The sequence below is a fragment of the Ectothiorhodospiraceae bacterium BW-2 genome (assembly GCA_008375315.1).
Lineage (GTDB): Bacteria > Pseudomonadota > Gammaproteobacteria > Thiohalomonadales > Thiohalomonadaceae > BW-2.
Window position 1 is genome coordinate 1415001 of record CP032507.1, and the last position, 15416, is coordinate 1430416.

At 55.6% G+C, this 15416-nt stretch carries 10 protein-coding genes (1 of these 10 only partly in view); 9 read left to right on the forward strand and 1 reads right to left on the reverse strand.

What is annotated here, in order from left to right; genetic code table 11:
* The 3 genes from D5085_06770 to D5085_06780 all read left to right on the forward strand — a co-directional run.
* On the forward strand, positions 1-945 hold the 3' portion of the coding sequence (locus D5085_06770; protein ID QEP42853.1) for a cation transporter. The gene continues 261 nt to the left of window position 1, outside the view; the window shows 945 of its 1206 coding nt (coding positions 262-1206); its start codon lies beyond the left edge, outside the window; the stop codon is at positions 943-945.
* Positions 945-2390 carry a DUF3375 domain-containing protein gene (locus D5085_06775; protein ID QEP42854.1) on the forward strand — a complete coding sequence of 482 codons (1446 nt, stop codon included), beginning with the start codon at positions 945-947 and terminating at the stop codon, positions 2388-2390. Before D5085_06770 ends, D5085_06775 begins: the two co-directional genes overlap by 1 nt.
* A gap of 109 nt (positions 2391-2499) precedes the next feature.
* A complete protein-coding gene (locus tag D5085_06780; protein QEP42855.1) occupies positions 2500-4536 on the forward strand; it encodes a DUF342 domain-containing protein in 2037 nt (678 codons plus the stop codon).
* On the opposite strand, the gene D5085_06785 is transcribed toward D5085_06780, so the two are convergent.
* Positions 4533-5303 (reverse strand): hydroxymethylpyrimidine/phosphomethylpyrimidine kinase, encoded by a 771-nt coding sequence (locus tag D5085_06785; protein QEP42856.1) that lies wholly within the window; start codon positions 5301-5303, stop codon positions 4533-4535. The two genes, D5085_06780 and D5085_06785, sit on opposite strands and share 4 nt — an antisense overlap.
* Positions 5304-5419: 116 nt before the next feature.
* Between D5085_06785 and D5085_06790 the strand changes: the two genes are divergently transcribed.
* From D5085_06790 to D5085_06815, 6 genes are read left to right on the forward strand one after another with little or no spacing between them, the layout of a single operon-like run.
* Positions 5420-5737 (forward strand): hypothetical protein, encoded by a 318-nt coding sequence (locus D5085_06790; protein QEP42857.1) that lies wholly within the window; start codon positions 5420-5422, stop codon positions 5735-5737.
* 25 nt (positions 5738-5762) lie between these two features.
* Positions 5763-7112, forward strand: coding sequence for a deacylase (locus D5085_06795; GenBank protein ID QEP42858.1), 1350 nt, complete (start codon positions 5763-5765; stop codon positions 7110-7112).
* The gene (locus tag D5085_06800) at positions 7109-7621 is read left to right on the forward strand and encodes a hypothetical protein (GenBank protein QEP42859.1); all 513 of its coding nucleotides are present in this window, start codon (positions 7109-7111) and stop codon (positions 7619-7621) included. The genes D5085_06795 and D5085_06800 overlap by 4 nt, the downstream gene beginning before the upstream one ends.
* Positions 7622-7651: 30 nt before the next feature.
* Complete coding sequence (locus D5085_06805) at positions 7652-11542, forward strand: hypothetical protein (protein ID QEP42860.1); 3891 nt, start codon at positions 7652-7654, stop codon at positions 11540-11542.
* Between the two features lie 5 nt (positions 11543-11547).
* A complete protein-coding gene (locus tag D5085_06810) occupies positions 11548-11850 on the forward strand; it encodes a hypothetical protein (GenBank protein QEP42861.1) in 303 nt (100 codons plus the stop codon).
* Between the two features lie 3 nt (positions 11851-11853).
* Complete coding sequence (locus D5085_06815) at positions 11854-15363, forward strand: hypothetical protein (GenBank protein ID QEP42862.1); 3510 nt, start codon at positions 11854-11856, stop codon at positions 15361-15363.
* The last annotated feature ends 53 nt before the right edge of the window (positions 15364-15416 follow it).

Here is a 15416-nt window from a genome sequence, read left to right on the forward strand (position 1 = left end):
CATGAACGATTTGAAACCTTGGCGACGGTAATACTAGGTACCGTTCTTATTGCCGTGGGTCTAGGGATCGCTTGGGAGGCGGTAGAGCGACTCCAGAGCGAAACCGGTCCCTCTCCCGGAGTCATGGCTATAGTGATAGCCTCCCTCTCGGTACTCTCTAAAGAGTGGCTGTTCCACTACACCATGCGCCTAGCTAATAAGATTCACTCCCCCATGTTAAAGGCCAACGCTTGGCACGCCCGCAGCGACGCTATCTCCTCCATCGTGGTCATTATTGGCGTCGCAGGAACGATGCTCGGCTATGGCGTGCTCGATGCCATCGCTGCGATTATCGTCGCCCTAATGATTGTAAAAATTGGCTTTGAGCTAGGCAAAGAGAGCATCAATGAGCTGGTTGACCGAGCGCTAGAGAAGGGGGAGGTTAAAAAGATTATCGCCACGGTTCGCGCTGTTCCCGGAGTGGTCAAAGTCCATGAGTTGCGCTCCCGCATGATGGGTGGTAAGGCGTTAATCGATCTCCATGTCCAAGTCGGCTCCCACATCAGTGTCTCCGAAGGCCACTTTATCGGCCTGCAGGTTCGCCAGCAGGTGCTGGAACAGTTCGATGAGGTTAGCGATGTGCTGGTTCATATCGATCCAGAAGATGATGACAGTATCAAAGTCAACTACGATGAGAGCCCACAACGGCCACAAATCGAACACCAACTAAGAGAAGAGCTCAATGATCCCCAGCTGTGGCAGCTACTACACCGCTTTCAGTTCCACTATATTAATGGACAGCTCGAACTAGAGTGCTGCTTTATCGAGCCCCTCACCGAGGAGCAGCTACAACGGCTCACCAAAGCGGCGCTAACACTAGAGTCGGTCTGCCACATAGAGGTAGTGGTGCTACAGCATCCTCTCCCCGCCCCTACCTCAACTAAAACCAGAGTCAAAGCCACCTGATGTCGATGCGGCAGCTACAGGCCCGCTTTCGGAGTCTGCGCGGTGAGAATTTGAGCTGGAGGCTTCTCGCGGCCGAAAACGGTCCGCTACTGCTCGCCTTTATTGCAGATCTGTTTGATGGCCAGAGCGAACTCCCCTATGCACAAGCTCGAACGGCCCTAGAGAGTGAACTGCTGCTGTGGCGTCAAGAGGGGTTATCGCTACAAGAGAGCGCCTCGGCCTATCTCAGACAGTGGATTCAGCACGGCTGGTTAAGGGAGCACAATGACCACCTAGTGTTAACCGATAGTGCTGAAGTGGCGCTCCGTTTTGTGCAGAGCCTAGAGCAGCGCCAGAGCCGTACCACCGCCTCCCGCCTTCGACTACTACAAGATAGAGTCAGCGAACTAGCCTTTGCCACCGGTGCGAGTCCCGAACAGCGGCTGCAGCGACTCCAGCAGCGGCAGCAGCAGCTACAGCACGATATTGACCGAGTTAGAGAGGGCGAAATTGAGCCGATGCCCGACGCGGAACAGTTTGAACGGCTACAGGAGATCTACCAGCTAGCACTAGAATTAAGCGGCGATTTTCGCCGCGTAGAGGAGGAGATTCGGCAACTTAACCACCAACTTCGCATCGAAATGGTCTCAGCCGGTCGGGGAGAGATTGTCGATACCCTGCTACAAAAAGAGCAGCAACTCCACCAGAGCAGCGCTGGGCGAGCCTTTAACGCCTTCTTTCAACTACTGTGCGATATACCACGCACCACCGAACTACGAGAGGAGCTACGCCAGCTACTTAATATCTCGGCCGCCGACCACCTACGCTCCGATCAGCGCCGCTTTTTAGGGCGTCTAGTACGCGAACTTAACCGCGAAAGTGAACGGGTGTTTCAAATTCGCCGTAAAACAGAGGAGGGGTTGCGCCAATTTATTGAACGCGGCAGCTATCTCGAAAACCGCCAGATTGATCGACTGCTAGGAGAACTAGAACGCAAAGCACTACAGCTACAACAGCACAAACTCTCCCCAAGCCAACTCACTACCCTCTCACTCCCCACCGGTTCGGTGGAGTGCCGCTCAGCTAACTCACTGCAACTTAAACAGCCACAGCCGCGCTTTAACAGTGAGAGCTGGGAACTCACCCCCCCGTTAGAGCAGGCCAGTGAGGCGATGCTGCGCCACCTTCACCCCATACGCATGGATCAGATTGCCCACCGCCTACAGCAGCAGCTACAGCAGCACGGCTCCCAATCGCTAGCGACACTAGCTAGCGCTCTTCCCATCGAAGCGGGGCTAGAGGAGCTGGTAATCTGGCTACGCTTAGCCCAGATGGCAGCCGCTGCCCCGCTCGAACAGCGAGAGCAGCTACAGATTCGCGATCCACAAGGAGATGAGCTACGGGCAACCATTCCCGTTTACCGCCTCTCAGCCTCCGATTTAGAGCAGCTTAAACCGCTACTTTAACCGTTGGCAAGTAGGCTCCGTTTGAAACCATTGCATTTCCGACAACAGAACTATATGCTTCCCCGCTCTACTCGGCCAACTCTCTACGCTTTAGTGATCTATATAATTCATGCCAGAACTTAGTCAACAAGAACAGCAGCTGCTCTCACTGGCCACCAAGCTGCAACTGCTCTCACCAGAGCAACAGCAGCAGATCGCGGCTGCTTATCCCCAACAGAGTGAGTTCTCCACCCTCATCCACTATCTCGAACAGCAGCAACTCCTCAATAACCACCAACTGACCCAGCTACAGAAGCGGTTTAAACTCTATCAGGTCGAACAGGAGGATCGTCACTTCGCTACCTTAGCGCTCCGCTCCGGCTTGATCTCTCGCCAGCAGCTACAGCAGCTACTACAGCAACAAAAAGAGCTACGCAGCCAAGGGCGACTACAGCGCTTAAATCACTTAATGGTCACCGAAAAACTCCTCACCGAGGCGCAGAGAAAGATACTACTACAAAAGCAGCGCAGCGGTGCCGGTGTCACAACCGCTCAGACCACGCAGAGAGACAGCAGCAACGAAAATCGCCCCGCCTTTGATGTCAAAGTCAGCAAAGATCACGCTTACGCCCTACTCGAACTCTACCGCCCCGATAATAGTGATGAGGCCCTACAGCAGCTAGAGGCACTGCTAACAAAAGAGGGGGTGGTACACGGTCTTATCAGCCAAGAGCAACTTAAAAACTACCTCAGTGGTGAGTCGGGCAGTAGCGGTAGCTGGACCATCGCCACCCAGAGCGAACCGACTCCCGGCTCAGCCGGCACCATTGAGTACCACTTCGATACCGATCCTGTCCGTGTCGGCACACTGAAAGAGGGGGGAGCTATCGATTTTCGGGATCGAGGCGATATCCCCGAAGTCAAAAAGGGCGATCTGCTCGCCCGACGCCTACCGGCCACCCCTGGCCGCCCGGGTCGAACCGTCAGAGGCGAACCTATCCCCCCCCCCAAAGCCGAAGAGGCCTACCTCATCACCGCCATGGGGGTCGAACTCAGCCGCGACAACAACGAGGCCTACGCCCAACATAGCGGCATTCCCATGATCACCAGCACCGGCTCACTCTATGTACTGGCCGAACAGAAATATAACGGTAATATCGGCTACCAGACTGGCCATGTCGATTTTTCTGGCGCCATTATTGTCGGTGGCATTATTGAGGACGACTTTCAGGTCATCGGTGGCCGACTCTCCGCCGGCGAGATTCGCAAAGCCTATGTCGAAATCACCGGAGATATTGTCATCTTAGGCGGTATCATCGGTGCCCGCATCAAGTGTGGCGGCAGTCTCCGTGCCCGCTACATTCACAACGCCACCCTCGAAGTCGATGGCAATGTGGTTATTGAGCGCGAACTATTTCGTTCGAAACTAAAGTGTGGTGGCGATCTACTAGCCAAAAAAGCGACCATTTTTGAGTCCACCATCTCCAGCTGTGGCGACACCCAACTCGGCCAGCTAGGAGGAGAAAAGGGGGCCTCCCCCTCCACCATCAATATCGGCACCTGCGAGCGGCTAACGGAGGAGCTAGAACATAAAGAGGGGGAGATAAAAAAAATAAAGCCCAAACTAACGCAGCTACACCAAGATATAACCGAAGCCCTCGCCTCTCAGCAGATAGGGAGTGAAAATTTAGGCAAACTAGCACTCAATATTGAGCTACAACGGCAAGAGATCACCGAGATTGAGCAAAAACTGTCACAGCTCCCCCAAGCCGACATGGAGGCTGAACGGTTACAACAGCGACTTAATGTCCTCAAACGACAAGATGAACGGAACGAGGGCGAGCTAAAACGGCTAAACCGCGAACAGAAAAAGCTCGACGACTGGGTCGAGACGCTACAACAGCGCATTGATAACGAGCAAAAACAGCTCGAAACGAAACAGTATGAACTCAAAGTGATTCGCCAACGGATTCATGCCGTAGGTGACGACGCCCGCCTAGTGGTCTATGGCAAACTACAGCCACAAAACAAAATTGTCGGTAACCGCACCCAGCTCATTATCAAAGAGCTACGAGAAGGGGTATCGATTCGGCAGAAGATTAGAACCGATCCCGAAACCGGCTCCCGTCGCTGGGCAATGGCTGCCGCTAAAATACGCCGCCGCTAACCACCACCACACCGCTGCGGATGGTACTGAGACTGCCCTAGCTGCTCTCCCTGTCGCAGCGCCTGCCAAGTAAAACGCTGTGCCTCATCGATTGCATCGTTTAGGCTATCACCTAGCACTAGCCGAGCCGCAATCGCTGAAGCAAAGGTACAACCAGAGCCGTGATAGACCCCCGGCAGACGACGGCAAGACCACTGCCGCTCTGCGCCATTGGCCCGAAAGAGGCGATGAACAACACTCTCACCCGTAGAGCTATCGGTTCCGGTGACCAATACCGCCGTCGCCCCCCTATCGATCAGACTCTTCGCGGCGAGGGGCACATCGGATGAACCACCTAAACGGCAACACTCACTCACATTAGGCGTTAATAGGGTGACATACGGCAGCAGCGTTAATAGCGCTTCAGCGAGCTCTTCTCCAGCTAACTCCCCCCCTCCACCGGCACGCAGCACCGGATCGAGTACCACAGGAGAACCTCGCACACGCTCCAACCAAAATCGCACCACCGCAACATTAGCGACCGAACCGAGTAGCCCTAGCTTCACTCCGGCAATCGCCATATCGTGATAGATCGCCTCAATCTGCTGCTGCAGCAGATCAGGTGCCACCGGCTCAACCCGAGCCACATTGACCGTATTCTGTACCGTCAGGGCACTAACGACCGGCAGCGGCTGCAGTCGGTAGTGGCTAATAGTTTCGATATCAGCAGCAATACCCGCCGCGCCACTTGGATCATTCCCGCCAACCACCAATAGGCTCTGTTTCATCCCTCTTACTCATCTTGTTGGATATGGGTGTAGCATACGGCTGCAAGAGTGGTGTAATATTCCCCTCGCGCTAACCTTCTGCGCATCCCAAAACTTGTTTTAATGAGGATTTAACCATGCATCACTATAGAACACAACGACACTTCGCTCTACTAGCGGCCATAGTACCCCTAACCACGCTTAATGCTCAAACAGTTATCAGCCACTGTAGCGGCAGCTACTGCCAACCGGTTCGGGTGGTTAGTAACTGCACCACGACCCCCTGTGGCTCCAGTGTCACCTATGTCGCCCCAGTAAGCTATGGTTGTAGCGGCTATAGCTGCGGCACCACGACCTACTCTACGGTGACTCCGGCCTATTATCAGGTACTCCCCACCACCACGACCTATACCTACGCCGCTCCACGCTGCGCCACGACCCTCCTCTACCGTTAATTACTCCACCTCGCAGCAGCAGACCATGTGCAGACTCTTCCCGCTTCACTGGCTCTGCTGCGCCATACTAATCGCGCCGGCGCTGTTACACGCCTCACACCCTGAATTCAGCCTGCACCGACTTCATAGCGCTAAGCCAGGCCCGACCGTACTGATTATCGGTGGCATACAGGGCGATGAGCCGGGCGGCTTTCACGCCGCCACGCTACTCGTTACCCACGCTAAATTGCAAAACGGCGAGCTATGGGTAGTCCCCAACCTCAACTTTGCCAGCATTCTCCACAGCGCTCGCGGCCTACATGGTGACTTAAATCGTAAATTTTACGCCGTCTCCCCCCACGATCCCGACTACCACGCCGTTAAACAGATTCAGGAGCTAATCACCTCACCCGCGGTCGATATTGTCATCAATATGCACGATGGTAGCGGCTTCTACCGTCCCAACTACCAAGATAGTCAGCACAACCCCCACCGCTGGGGCCAGGCGATGATTATCGATCAACAGCAGTTAGCCAATAGCCGCTGGGGAGCGTTAGAAGAGCTAGCAACGCGCACCCTCGCCCAAGTCAATCAGCAGCTACTCCACCCTAACCACCGTCTCCACCTCAAAAATACCCGCACCCGCGATGGCGATATTGAGATGGAGAAGAGCCTAACCTACTTCGCCATTCGCCACCACAAACCGGCACTAGCGCTGGAGGCGAGCAAAACACTCTCTACCGCAGAGCGGGTCTATTACCATCTACAGATGCTAAGCCACTATTTGAGAGAGATCGGAATGGATCTACACCTGCCGTTTAGTCTCACCACGACGGCTATCGAGCAGGCTCTCAACCCACCGCTGCAACTCACCCTGCCCGATCGACTACAGCTACCGTTAGAGAATATCCGCTCCCAGCTCAACTACTTCCCACTCCCGACCCACACCCTACCCACTTGGCAGAGCAACAACCCGCTACTTGCGGTAGTTAATCGCGGCGATAGCTGGCAGATTAACTACGGCAATCGGAGACTCACCCAACTGAAGCCACAATTTTTCGACTACAGCCAGCGCCCAGTCACGCTACAGCTCGAAATTGATGGCAGGCCAACCTCTGCCTTGACGGGGACTGAAGTGGTGGTCGAACAGCAGCTTAAGATCAGCGCCCCCTCCCCCTATCGCATCAACTTTATCGGCTGGCAACAGCCCGGAATCGATAACGAAGTTGAGATCCCTATCCTCTACGAGCAGATCGATCACCGCTTCTCACTCGACAGAGATGGCAAACTTTTTCGACTAGAGGTCTATCACCAAGAGGCATTCAGCGGTATGGTAACGGTACGCTTCGACCCAACATTGACGCTAAGCCAGCGAACCGAGGAGAATCCCGAATGACATTATCCCTAAAAGCCCTGCTTCTACTGTCTATCCCTACCCTGCTCATTAGCTGTGGGGGATCAGAGGAGGAGAGCCCGCCCCCTAACAATCTAGTTGATGGCGGCACGCAGACGGCAACGACTCTAACCCAGCTTTGGGATAGCTATAACCTAGCAGACTGTGCCTTTTGTCATGGCCCCCAAGGTACAGAGCTTAATGGCCCCGACTTAAGCGACAAAGATAAGTTTTATAACAGCTTAGTGGATAAAACCGCTCTCAATGACTATCCAACATGGTTAATCACCGCAAACTGCTCCGCGACTCTCCCCTTCATTAGACCGAACTCAACGACCGAATCGACTCTCCTTGCGGCTTTAAGCGAAAATGACAGTACCCTTATGACAGAGACTATCGGTTGTGCTACCGCCTACAATCTTCACTCCCAAAACAATGTCTCCCAAGCCAATAACCCGCAATTTATCTCCGATCTAACACAGTGGATTAACTCAGGCGCCCAAAACAACTAACCCCCCACACTAAGCTAGCCGTTTAAACCGATGCTTACCCTGCTCCGTTGGAGTCTGCGCCTGCTACTGCTACTGCTACTGCTGGCCTCACTCCTCATCGCCGGACTCTACTGGGGGCTACGCTCCTCCCTGCTGGAGGAGCGGCTAGTGCCCACGCTGCAACCGCTCATTAAAGAGCAGAGCGGTATTGACCTCACAGTCGAGCGACTGCGACTTAACCTCTATGGCGAACTAGAGCTAGCGGGAGTTCGCGCCATACGCCAAGATCACCCCCAAGGAGAGATTAATTTCACCTTAGAGCGACTGCTGCTTCGTTATGATCTCATACAACTACTGCAACAAAAACGGCTATTTATCGAGACTCTACAGCTCACCGGCCTCACTCTACAGGGGCGACTGCCACTGCCAACACCAGCTGAGATACCCGAGGAGGAGCCGCCCCCCTCAGAGCCACTATCGCTAGCGCAACTAGGAGTGCTACTCGCCGAACCACCGGTCGATATCACGCTACGAGAGCTTACACTGACCCCGATTGATCTCGATCTGGTGCTATTTAACCCCGAACAGGAGATGACAATTCAGGGGCGTCTCGACGCGACGGCAGCCGCCGAGTGGGTTAAAGGGCTATTCAGTGGCGAGATGGCGCTGTCGCTAACCGGCATCGCCTCACCAGAGGCGGCGTTTACGCTGACCCAGACGGGAGTGTCACTCCAGAGCCACCCCCACCTCGCCACTCAACTTAGCTGGCAACTACAACAAGATCAAAACGCCCAGTGGCAGCTACAACTTAATCCGTTCACCCTCACCGTCGGTAGTGGAGAAACCGCACTCACTCAGCAGCTTTCGGAGCGGAGAGTTAACCTCGATTTCGATAACTGGCAGCTCACCTTAGCACTGCTACTGCAATCAGAGCCCTTTTCGCCACAACAGCCGCTAACCCTCAGCCCACAACTACAGCTAACCCACCGACTGCAACAGCTTCAATTGGCACTTGAGAGCAGAGATAGCCTAACTCTAAACGCGACACTTAGCCAACAGCTCTCCCTCCAGCTCGATAGCCAGATCAAAATCGCGCTAAATGAGCACGGTGCGCTACAACCGCAGGCACCCCTACCGCTGCAACTACAGCTCCAGGCCGAGCATCAGCTCACACTCGATACCCTGCAACTGCTGCAGTCCGACAACCACCTTAAACTCACTACCGCCCTAGAGCATCAGTTAAGCAGCACCATTAGCGGTGACATTGCCGATCTACACCACCCCGCCTCTGCCTCGCTCGGGTTCGGCCTAGAGCAGCAGCTAACTCTGCCACACATAGTGTTACAGGCAGAGGAGAACCAACTGACCCTCACCGCGCCTAAGCTCGATCTCACCCTCTCCTCCCGCAGCACGGCTGCCACCACAGCGACAGCGCTCTGGCCCGATATCAACGCCCAACTAGAGGGCGAACTGACTTTAGAGCAGCTAGCGCTGCACCAAGCCGGACAGCTTCACCTAACTACCGAACCGGCACTACAACTCCAACTAGCGGCCAGCCTCCCTGCCGCAGCGACCTTTGATCACCAACAACTACAACTACAGCTATCGCAACAGCTCACTAATCGACAGCTAGAGTTCGACTACGCCGCTGCGCCACAACCGCTACAAGTAAGCATCGCCGAGCAGCAGTGGCAACTCGACGCCACCCTAACAGAGGATAACGCCACCCTCACGACCACCCTACAACTGCAACAGCTCGCCTCCCCCTACACCCCCGATCCTATCGACATCACCCACACTATCGCGCTCAAAAGCCACCCTAATCGCTACTTTAATCAACTCAATACCCACTTGCAGCTAAACCAGAACGAACTGCTCCAGCTAGATCTGAACCTAACCGATGAGCCCCAAACCAGCCGCATCGAACCGCAGCTAACACTACAGCTACCGCAATCGCTGGCCAACCTCCTTCCCCAGGCTGAGATTATTCGCACTTTAGGCACTACCGAGCTACAACTCGCTGGCATCGTGCAGCTACACCATCGGCAGCCCTCACTACAACAGGCCGATTTCGCAACTCTCTCAGAGTGGCCGTTAGAGAGCGATATCGGCTTCACTCTCACCCAGAGCGCCCCCCCCGAACGGCAAGGACTGACCCTCACCCACCCCCTGCAAGGGGCGCTTATCTTTGCCCGCTTAGAGGGGCGAGACAATATCGATCTGAGACTCAGCAGCGCAGGAGTACACCACACCCCGCTGCGACAACCGCTCCCCTTTTCGTTACAACTCAGTGGTGATCTCGACCCTGAACTGAGGCTTATTAACAGTCGCGGCCAGTTTCAGCTTAATCAGCAGCCACTACTCGACTATCAGCTACAACTCACCAACCGGCCCCAACTGGCCATCTTCACCTCAAGCTGGCAGCTACACGCCGATCCCGCCTGGCAGCGCTATCTGGCCGAACTCGCCCCCCTACAGCAGCTCGGCGGCATCAACTTAGAGACCCAACTCTCCATGGTCGCCACCCATCCGGCCGATAGCGTGGTGGCGCTAACCCCCGAACTCGATCTCTCTGAGCTAGCTGCCGAGCTCTCTTTCAAAGGCTCACTTAGCCAATGGCAACTCACCCCTAAGGCACTAGTAGCACTCCCACGGCCACTGCAATTTGAGCACAATCTTAGCTGGAGCGAACAGCAAGCGACACTGAAAGGGCGCTTGACTCTCGGTGCCCTGACACTGCCAAAACAGCTCATACTGGAGTCGCTGCAACTACCGCTGGAGCTGACGACCAATCACGGCCTGACCCCAACCGGCGCGACAATCACCTTAGGTCTCGATGGCGAGCTCATCGCCCTCTATCGACCCGATCAAGCCCCCCTCGATCTGACCCCACTCATCGCCCCACTCACCCTCTCACTCGTCGCAGAGCTAGATGACTCGCAGCAGAGCGCAACTCTCGACTCGCTACAGCTCTCCCTAGGTAATCACTGGTTCACCCAGCGGCTAGAGGGTAGCGCTAAACTCGATGGCAGTCGTGCCGTCGTCAATGGCGAGACCAGCGTACGGCTGCGCCCAGAGTTGATTAAAGATCCGCTAACACTCTCTGGTAACGGTTCATTGAGCCTGCCGTGGCAGGTGACGCTGGCCGATAACCAGCTCTCGCTAGAGGGCACACTCCACTTTAACCGCCTGTCGCTACAGAGCAGCGCGCTAGCCCTAGAGAATCTAAATGGCGCCATTGCCATTACCGAGGAGCTGCGCTTAAGTGACGATGGTGGGGTTCAGTTTGGCTATCTACTCAACCCCGATCCCTTCCAGCGGGTCGATTTTGAGCGCATAGAGCCCTACCTCGATAGCGGAGAGGCGGTGCAACTCGATACACTATCGCTCGGTGAGCTAACCCTCGGGCCGCTACAGACAACGATGACAGTAGAGCAGAATCTGCTTCGACTACAGCAGTTTAACCTCAAACTGCTCGGTGGCCATGTCGCCGGACAGCTCTATCTCGACGCCGCACCGGGGAGCTGGTCCATCGGACTCCTGAGCCGAATTACCCAAGTCGATCTACGCCAACTCTTAAAGACGGGCGAGCGCGAGGCGGCCCCGATTAGCGCCCGCACCGCACTGGAGTTTAATCTGGCTCAACGGCTACTAGAGGGTAGAGTCGATATTAGTGATATCACCCGTACTCAACTACTGCAGCTACTGGATGTGATCGATCCTAACCACGAAGATAGCCAGATAGGCCAGATTCGTAGCGCTCTTGGCCTAGCCCACCCCCAGTGGGTCGCGATTGAGATGGAGCGCGGCCTACTGAATCTCACCGTCGCTATCTCACTGCTCTCTAAACCCTTAACTGTTCGTGGCCTACCGCTATCGCCGATTATTCAGCGCTTTGGCGGCGAAGCCCTGAACCAACTCGATAAACTGCCTCTGGAGTAACTGCCATGATCTATTCGCCCCGTTCCCCGCTTCTATTTAGCTCGCTACTGCTTATCACCCTACTCTCTGGCGGCTGTAGTATCGCCCCCACAGTCGAGGTGGTTTTAGTCGATCGCCATACAGTGATGGAGTCGGAGGCGGCCGGCGAGTGGCCTCAAATTGAGCAGCGGCTGCGTCACGATCTCCACACCGGCCCCGTCCCCCTCAGCCAGATCGATACCAGTGGACGCCAGCAACGCGCCTTTCGGGTACTGAACGGCGAGTACCCAGCGACCGCCGCCTCTGATAGCCCAAGCGCAGGAGAGTAGCCGATGAGACTCTCCCCCGCGCTGCTACTCACCACGCTGCTACTACCGCTCACAGCCGCCCACACAGCCACCGACTGGCGCAATAACCGCCTCGCCCCTCCTGAAAAGGTGACGGTCGGCCCCTCCGATAACTATCAGGCGACGCTCGATAGTCAAAATGGCCAGCTATTTTTTACCCGTAACGAGAACCAAATCTCCCAAATCTATCGCCAACAGCTCAATAGCGGCCAAGCCGAACGGCTGTTAGAGGCCGATCACGACGCCAAAGACCCCGCACTATCGCCCGATGGCCGCTGGCTAGCGCTGACCAGCTTTCGCCGCGATGCCCAAGGTGATATCTGCCTCTATCCGCTCCATGAGGGCGGTCAGTTTCACTGTCTCACCGAGGTTAACAGTCGCGATGAGACCCCGTTTTGGCTCAATCACAACCACATTGGCTACCTTAGCCGGACGATGATGACCACGGGTGTCGAACTCATCGTCCAAGCGATCGATGGCAGCCAAAAAGAGGTGGTGCGCCGCGGCTCGATAGCGGCACCAACCGCTAGTAGTGATGGCCGCTATCTGGTGTACCATGTAGGAGGCGAAGCGAGCGGCCTCTACCTGCTAGATCGCCAAACCGGTACCGAAACCGGCCCGCTGTCGCTCGATCTACCCGGTTTAAGCAGCTACGCCCGCTTTAGCGCCGATAATCGCTACCTCTACTTCGGTCACTATCTAAACGACACCAGCGCGGATCAATATATTGATGGCAACGACAATAGCGTCGTCTTTCGGCTACCGCTAGCGCAGCTCGTCGCCGCTAACGACGCTAAACTCCTCCCCGAACAGCTCATCTCCGTCGGCCAGAGCTGCAACTTTCCCGCACCGACCGAGACGCGACTCTATGTCACCTGCGCCTATGAGGGCTCGCTCGATATCTATACCCTCCCCCTCAGTGGCCAAGTCCCAGCTAGCTGGAGTCGAGAGCAGCTATGGGAGTCGCACCAAAACGCCCGCAGCCACGAAGATCGACTGCTACTGCTCAACACCCTGCGCTACCGCCTAACCGATGAGCGCACCGCCACCATGCTAGAGCGGCTACTGAGCCACCACCTAGAGATTGGCGAATTTAGCGCCGCCGACTACTATGTCGCCCAACTACACCACCACTATCAGATCTCTCAACAACCGCGACTCGCCGAGTTCTACACCAACCTACAGCGACTACTACAGGCCCGAGCCGCCAAAGAGCAGCAGCCCCCTGCGGTGATTACCCCCCGCTTTCGACGCCAAATTGCCACCTGGCAGCAGCAGCTACAGGGGCCACGACTGACGCAGGAGATTTTTTCCGCCTGGTTTGCCCACCTCTTAGGCGATAACCGCATCGCCGCAGAGAATCTAGCCAACATAGCAGGAGCTGAGGCCAAACTACTGCCACTAGAGTTCTATCTGGCCACCGAACTCAATCGAGCGATCTTAGCCGATAAGCCGCAACAGCTACTCCCGATTTTGCTCAATGCTAGCTTCAACCGCCATATTGAGTTAGAGTCACGCCTCTTCTACGCCTTTCACTACCTACGGCTTCTTAGCCGCACTGAACCCGACCCGCTGCTGCGTGAGCAGCAGTTACAAGCCTCGCTCTCGCAGCTACAAGAGCCGGTACTACTGGACCTATTTTTAAACGAAATCGATCTGCTGGCAATGGTACAAGCAGAGGAGCTATCGACCCAACGACTCCTCTTTGCCGAACTCTCCAAACGGCTCAAAAAGTATAAAGCGGAGCAGTCGATTCGCCGCATCGCCCATATTCGAGCGATTCAGATCCTCGGTGAAGCGGAACAGTTTCAGCTCATGGAGCTGATGTCGCGCCACTGGCTCACCATCGCCCATGTGAGCGAAATGGCCTTTGTCGATATCGCCGAACAGTATTCGATCATTACCGTCAACAAAGGGTACGGCCTCCTATCCGAAGGCGATGCCCTCCAAGCCGCCAATACCTTCTATAGCGCGATTCGCCAAACCAACGATCTCGAAGCCCACTACCAATATATTGTGTTAGGACTCAGTGGCGAGCCGCTGCTACAACAGCGGCTACAACAGGCGTATGAGATCCTCAATCGCGAAGCCCTATTAGGGGTCAATCAGCGCTATGTTGAAGCGCTACAGCGACTACTCAACGACCCACAACAGCGCCCAGAGACGCTACAGCAGGCGCTCACGCTATTAGAGGGGCTACGCCCCGTCGGCCTCAATCCATCGCTACGAGATCTACTGCTCGGCTACCTCTATCAACGCCAGCTACAACAAAAGATGGCTGGCTATCGCTACGATAAAGAGCTCTATCAAAAGGCCCACTACCACTATATGCTGGCACTAGATCAGGCCTATGACAATGTTCGCATCGAAGCGGCCATACTCACCAACCTAGGACAACTCCACTTTAGTGTCGGTAACTACGGACTAGCTAGCGACTTCTATAGCCGCCGAGCCGCACTACCATTTAGCGATAGCACCAGCGAAGCGTGGTTACTATGGCAGCAGTCGCGAGCACTCTTCTACTACAACGCCCTGCCACAAGCGACAGCCACGGCCGATCGCGCTTGGCAACTCGCACAACAGGCCAACCTCCCCGAACTGACCGCCTTTGCCGAACGGGCCGCTTTTTACGCCCTACAGGCGGGCCACTACCCCCAAGCCGCCGAGCGCTACCAGCAACTCCTAGCACAGCATGAGCTAGAGGCGACCAATCGCACCAAAGCGCTGCTAGGCTTAGGTTACGCCCACTACCACCTTAACCAGCCCGATAGAGCGATAGCCTCACTAGAGCAGCTATTGACAGCGGCCCAACAACTACAACCGCTCGCGGCCTCTACCACTCGCCTCGTGCGTTTTGAACCACAGCGACTGCAACTCTTAGCCCTAGGACTGCTCGCCAACCTCAGTCCCGATCCCAAACAGCAGATCGACTATCAACAGCAGCGGCTAGCGCTACTACAGCAGCTAGACGGGCGTAGCAGTGACTTTGCCTGGAACGAGCAGGGGCGACTAGAGTTTATGCTCAAGTCGCAACAACAACTCGCCCTAGCCTACGAGAGCGCCAAGATGTTGCCACAAATGGCGACCACAATGGCCCATTCGCTACCACTGCTCACCCAGTGGCTAGAGGCGGGAGGGGGCTATAACAGCCCAGCAGTGATTCGCACCCTAACCAACTACCTCTCGCTCTCACTTCTCTATCCAGAGCAGTTTCAGAGCCAACCCACCGCGCCCCTTGCGGCACTATTACCACAGACGGTGACAGCGCTTACCCTTCAGCCCTACACCCCCCCAATGACCGCCATGCAGCGGCTACAGCTTCAACTTTTAGATAGCGGCTACCGCTATTTAGTGCGCAATACCCTTGACAAAAAGGGGCTAACCGCCGAAATTGAGGCGCTACAACAGCACCCTGACTGGCAGCAGCTACCGTCACAACGGCCCGAACTGGCGGCAGAGCTAATGAGTCGGCTAGGGTGGCTACTCAACCGATAGCAGAAGATTAGACCGAAACCAGCTCTACCCTATCACCTATTTACCTAACAGGA

Excerpts from the sequence above, each read along its gene's own strand:
- D5085_06775 (QEP42854.1), top strand. The coding sequence starts at position 945 with ATGTCGATGCGGCAGCTACAGGCCCGCTTTCGGAGTCTGCGCGGTGAG.
- D5085_06780 (QEP42855.1), top strand. The coding sequence starts at position 2,500 with ATGCCAGAACTTAGTCAACAAGAACAGCAGCTGCTCTCACTGGCCACC.
- D5085_06785 (QEP42856.1), bottom strand. The coding sequence starts at position 5,303 with ATGAAACAGAGCCTATTGGTGGTTGGCGGGAATGATCCAAGTGGCGCG.
- D5085_06790 (QEP42857.1), top strand. The coding sequence starts at position 5,420 with ATGCATCACTATAGAACACAACGACACTTCGCTCTACTAGCGGCCATA.
- D5085_06795 (QEP42858.1), top strand. The coding sequence starts at position 5,763 with ATGTGCAGACTCTTCCCGCTTCACTGGCTCTGCTGCGCCATACTAATC.
- D5085_06800 (QEP42859.1), top strand. The coding sequence starts at position 7,109 with ATGACATTATCCCTAAAAGCCCTGCTTCTACTGTCTATCCCTACCCTG.
- D5085_06805 (QEP42860.1), top strand. The coding sequence starts at position 7,652 with ATGCTTACCCTGCTCCGTTGGAGTCTGCGCCTGCTACTGCTACTGCTA.
- D5085_06810 (QEP42861.1), top strand. The coding sequence starts at position 11,548 with ATGATCTATTCGCCCCGTTCCCCGCTTCTATTTAGCTCGCTACTGCTT.
- D5085_06815 (QEP42862.1), top strand. The coding sequence starts at position 11,854 with ATGAGACTCTCCCCCGCGCTGCTACTCACCACGCTGCTACTACCGCTC.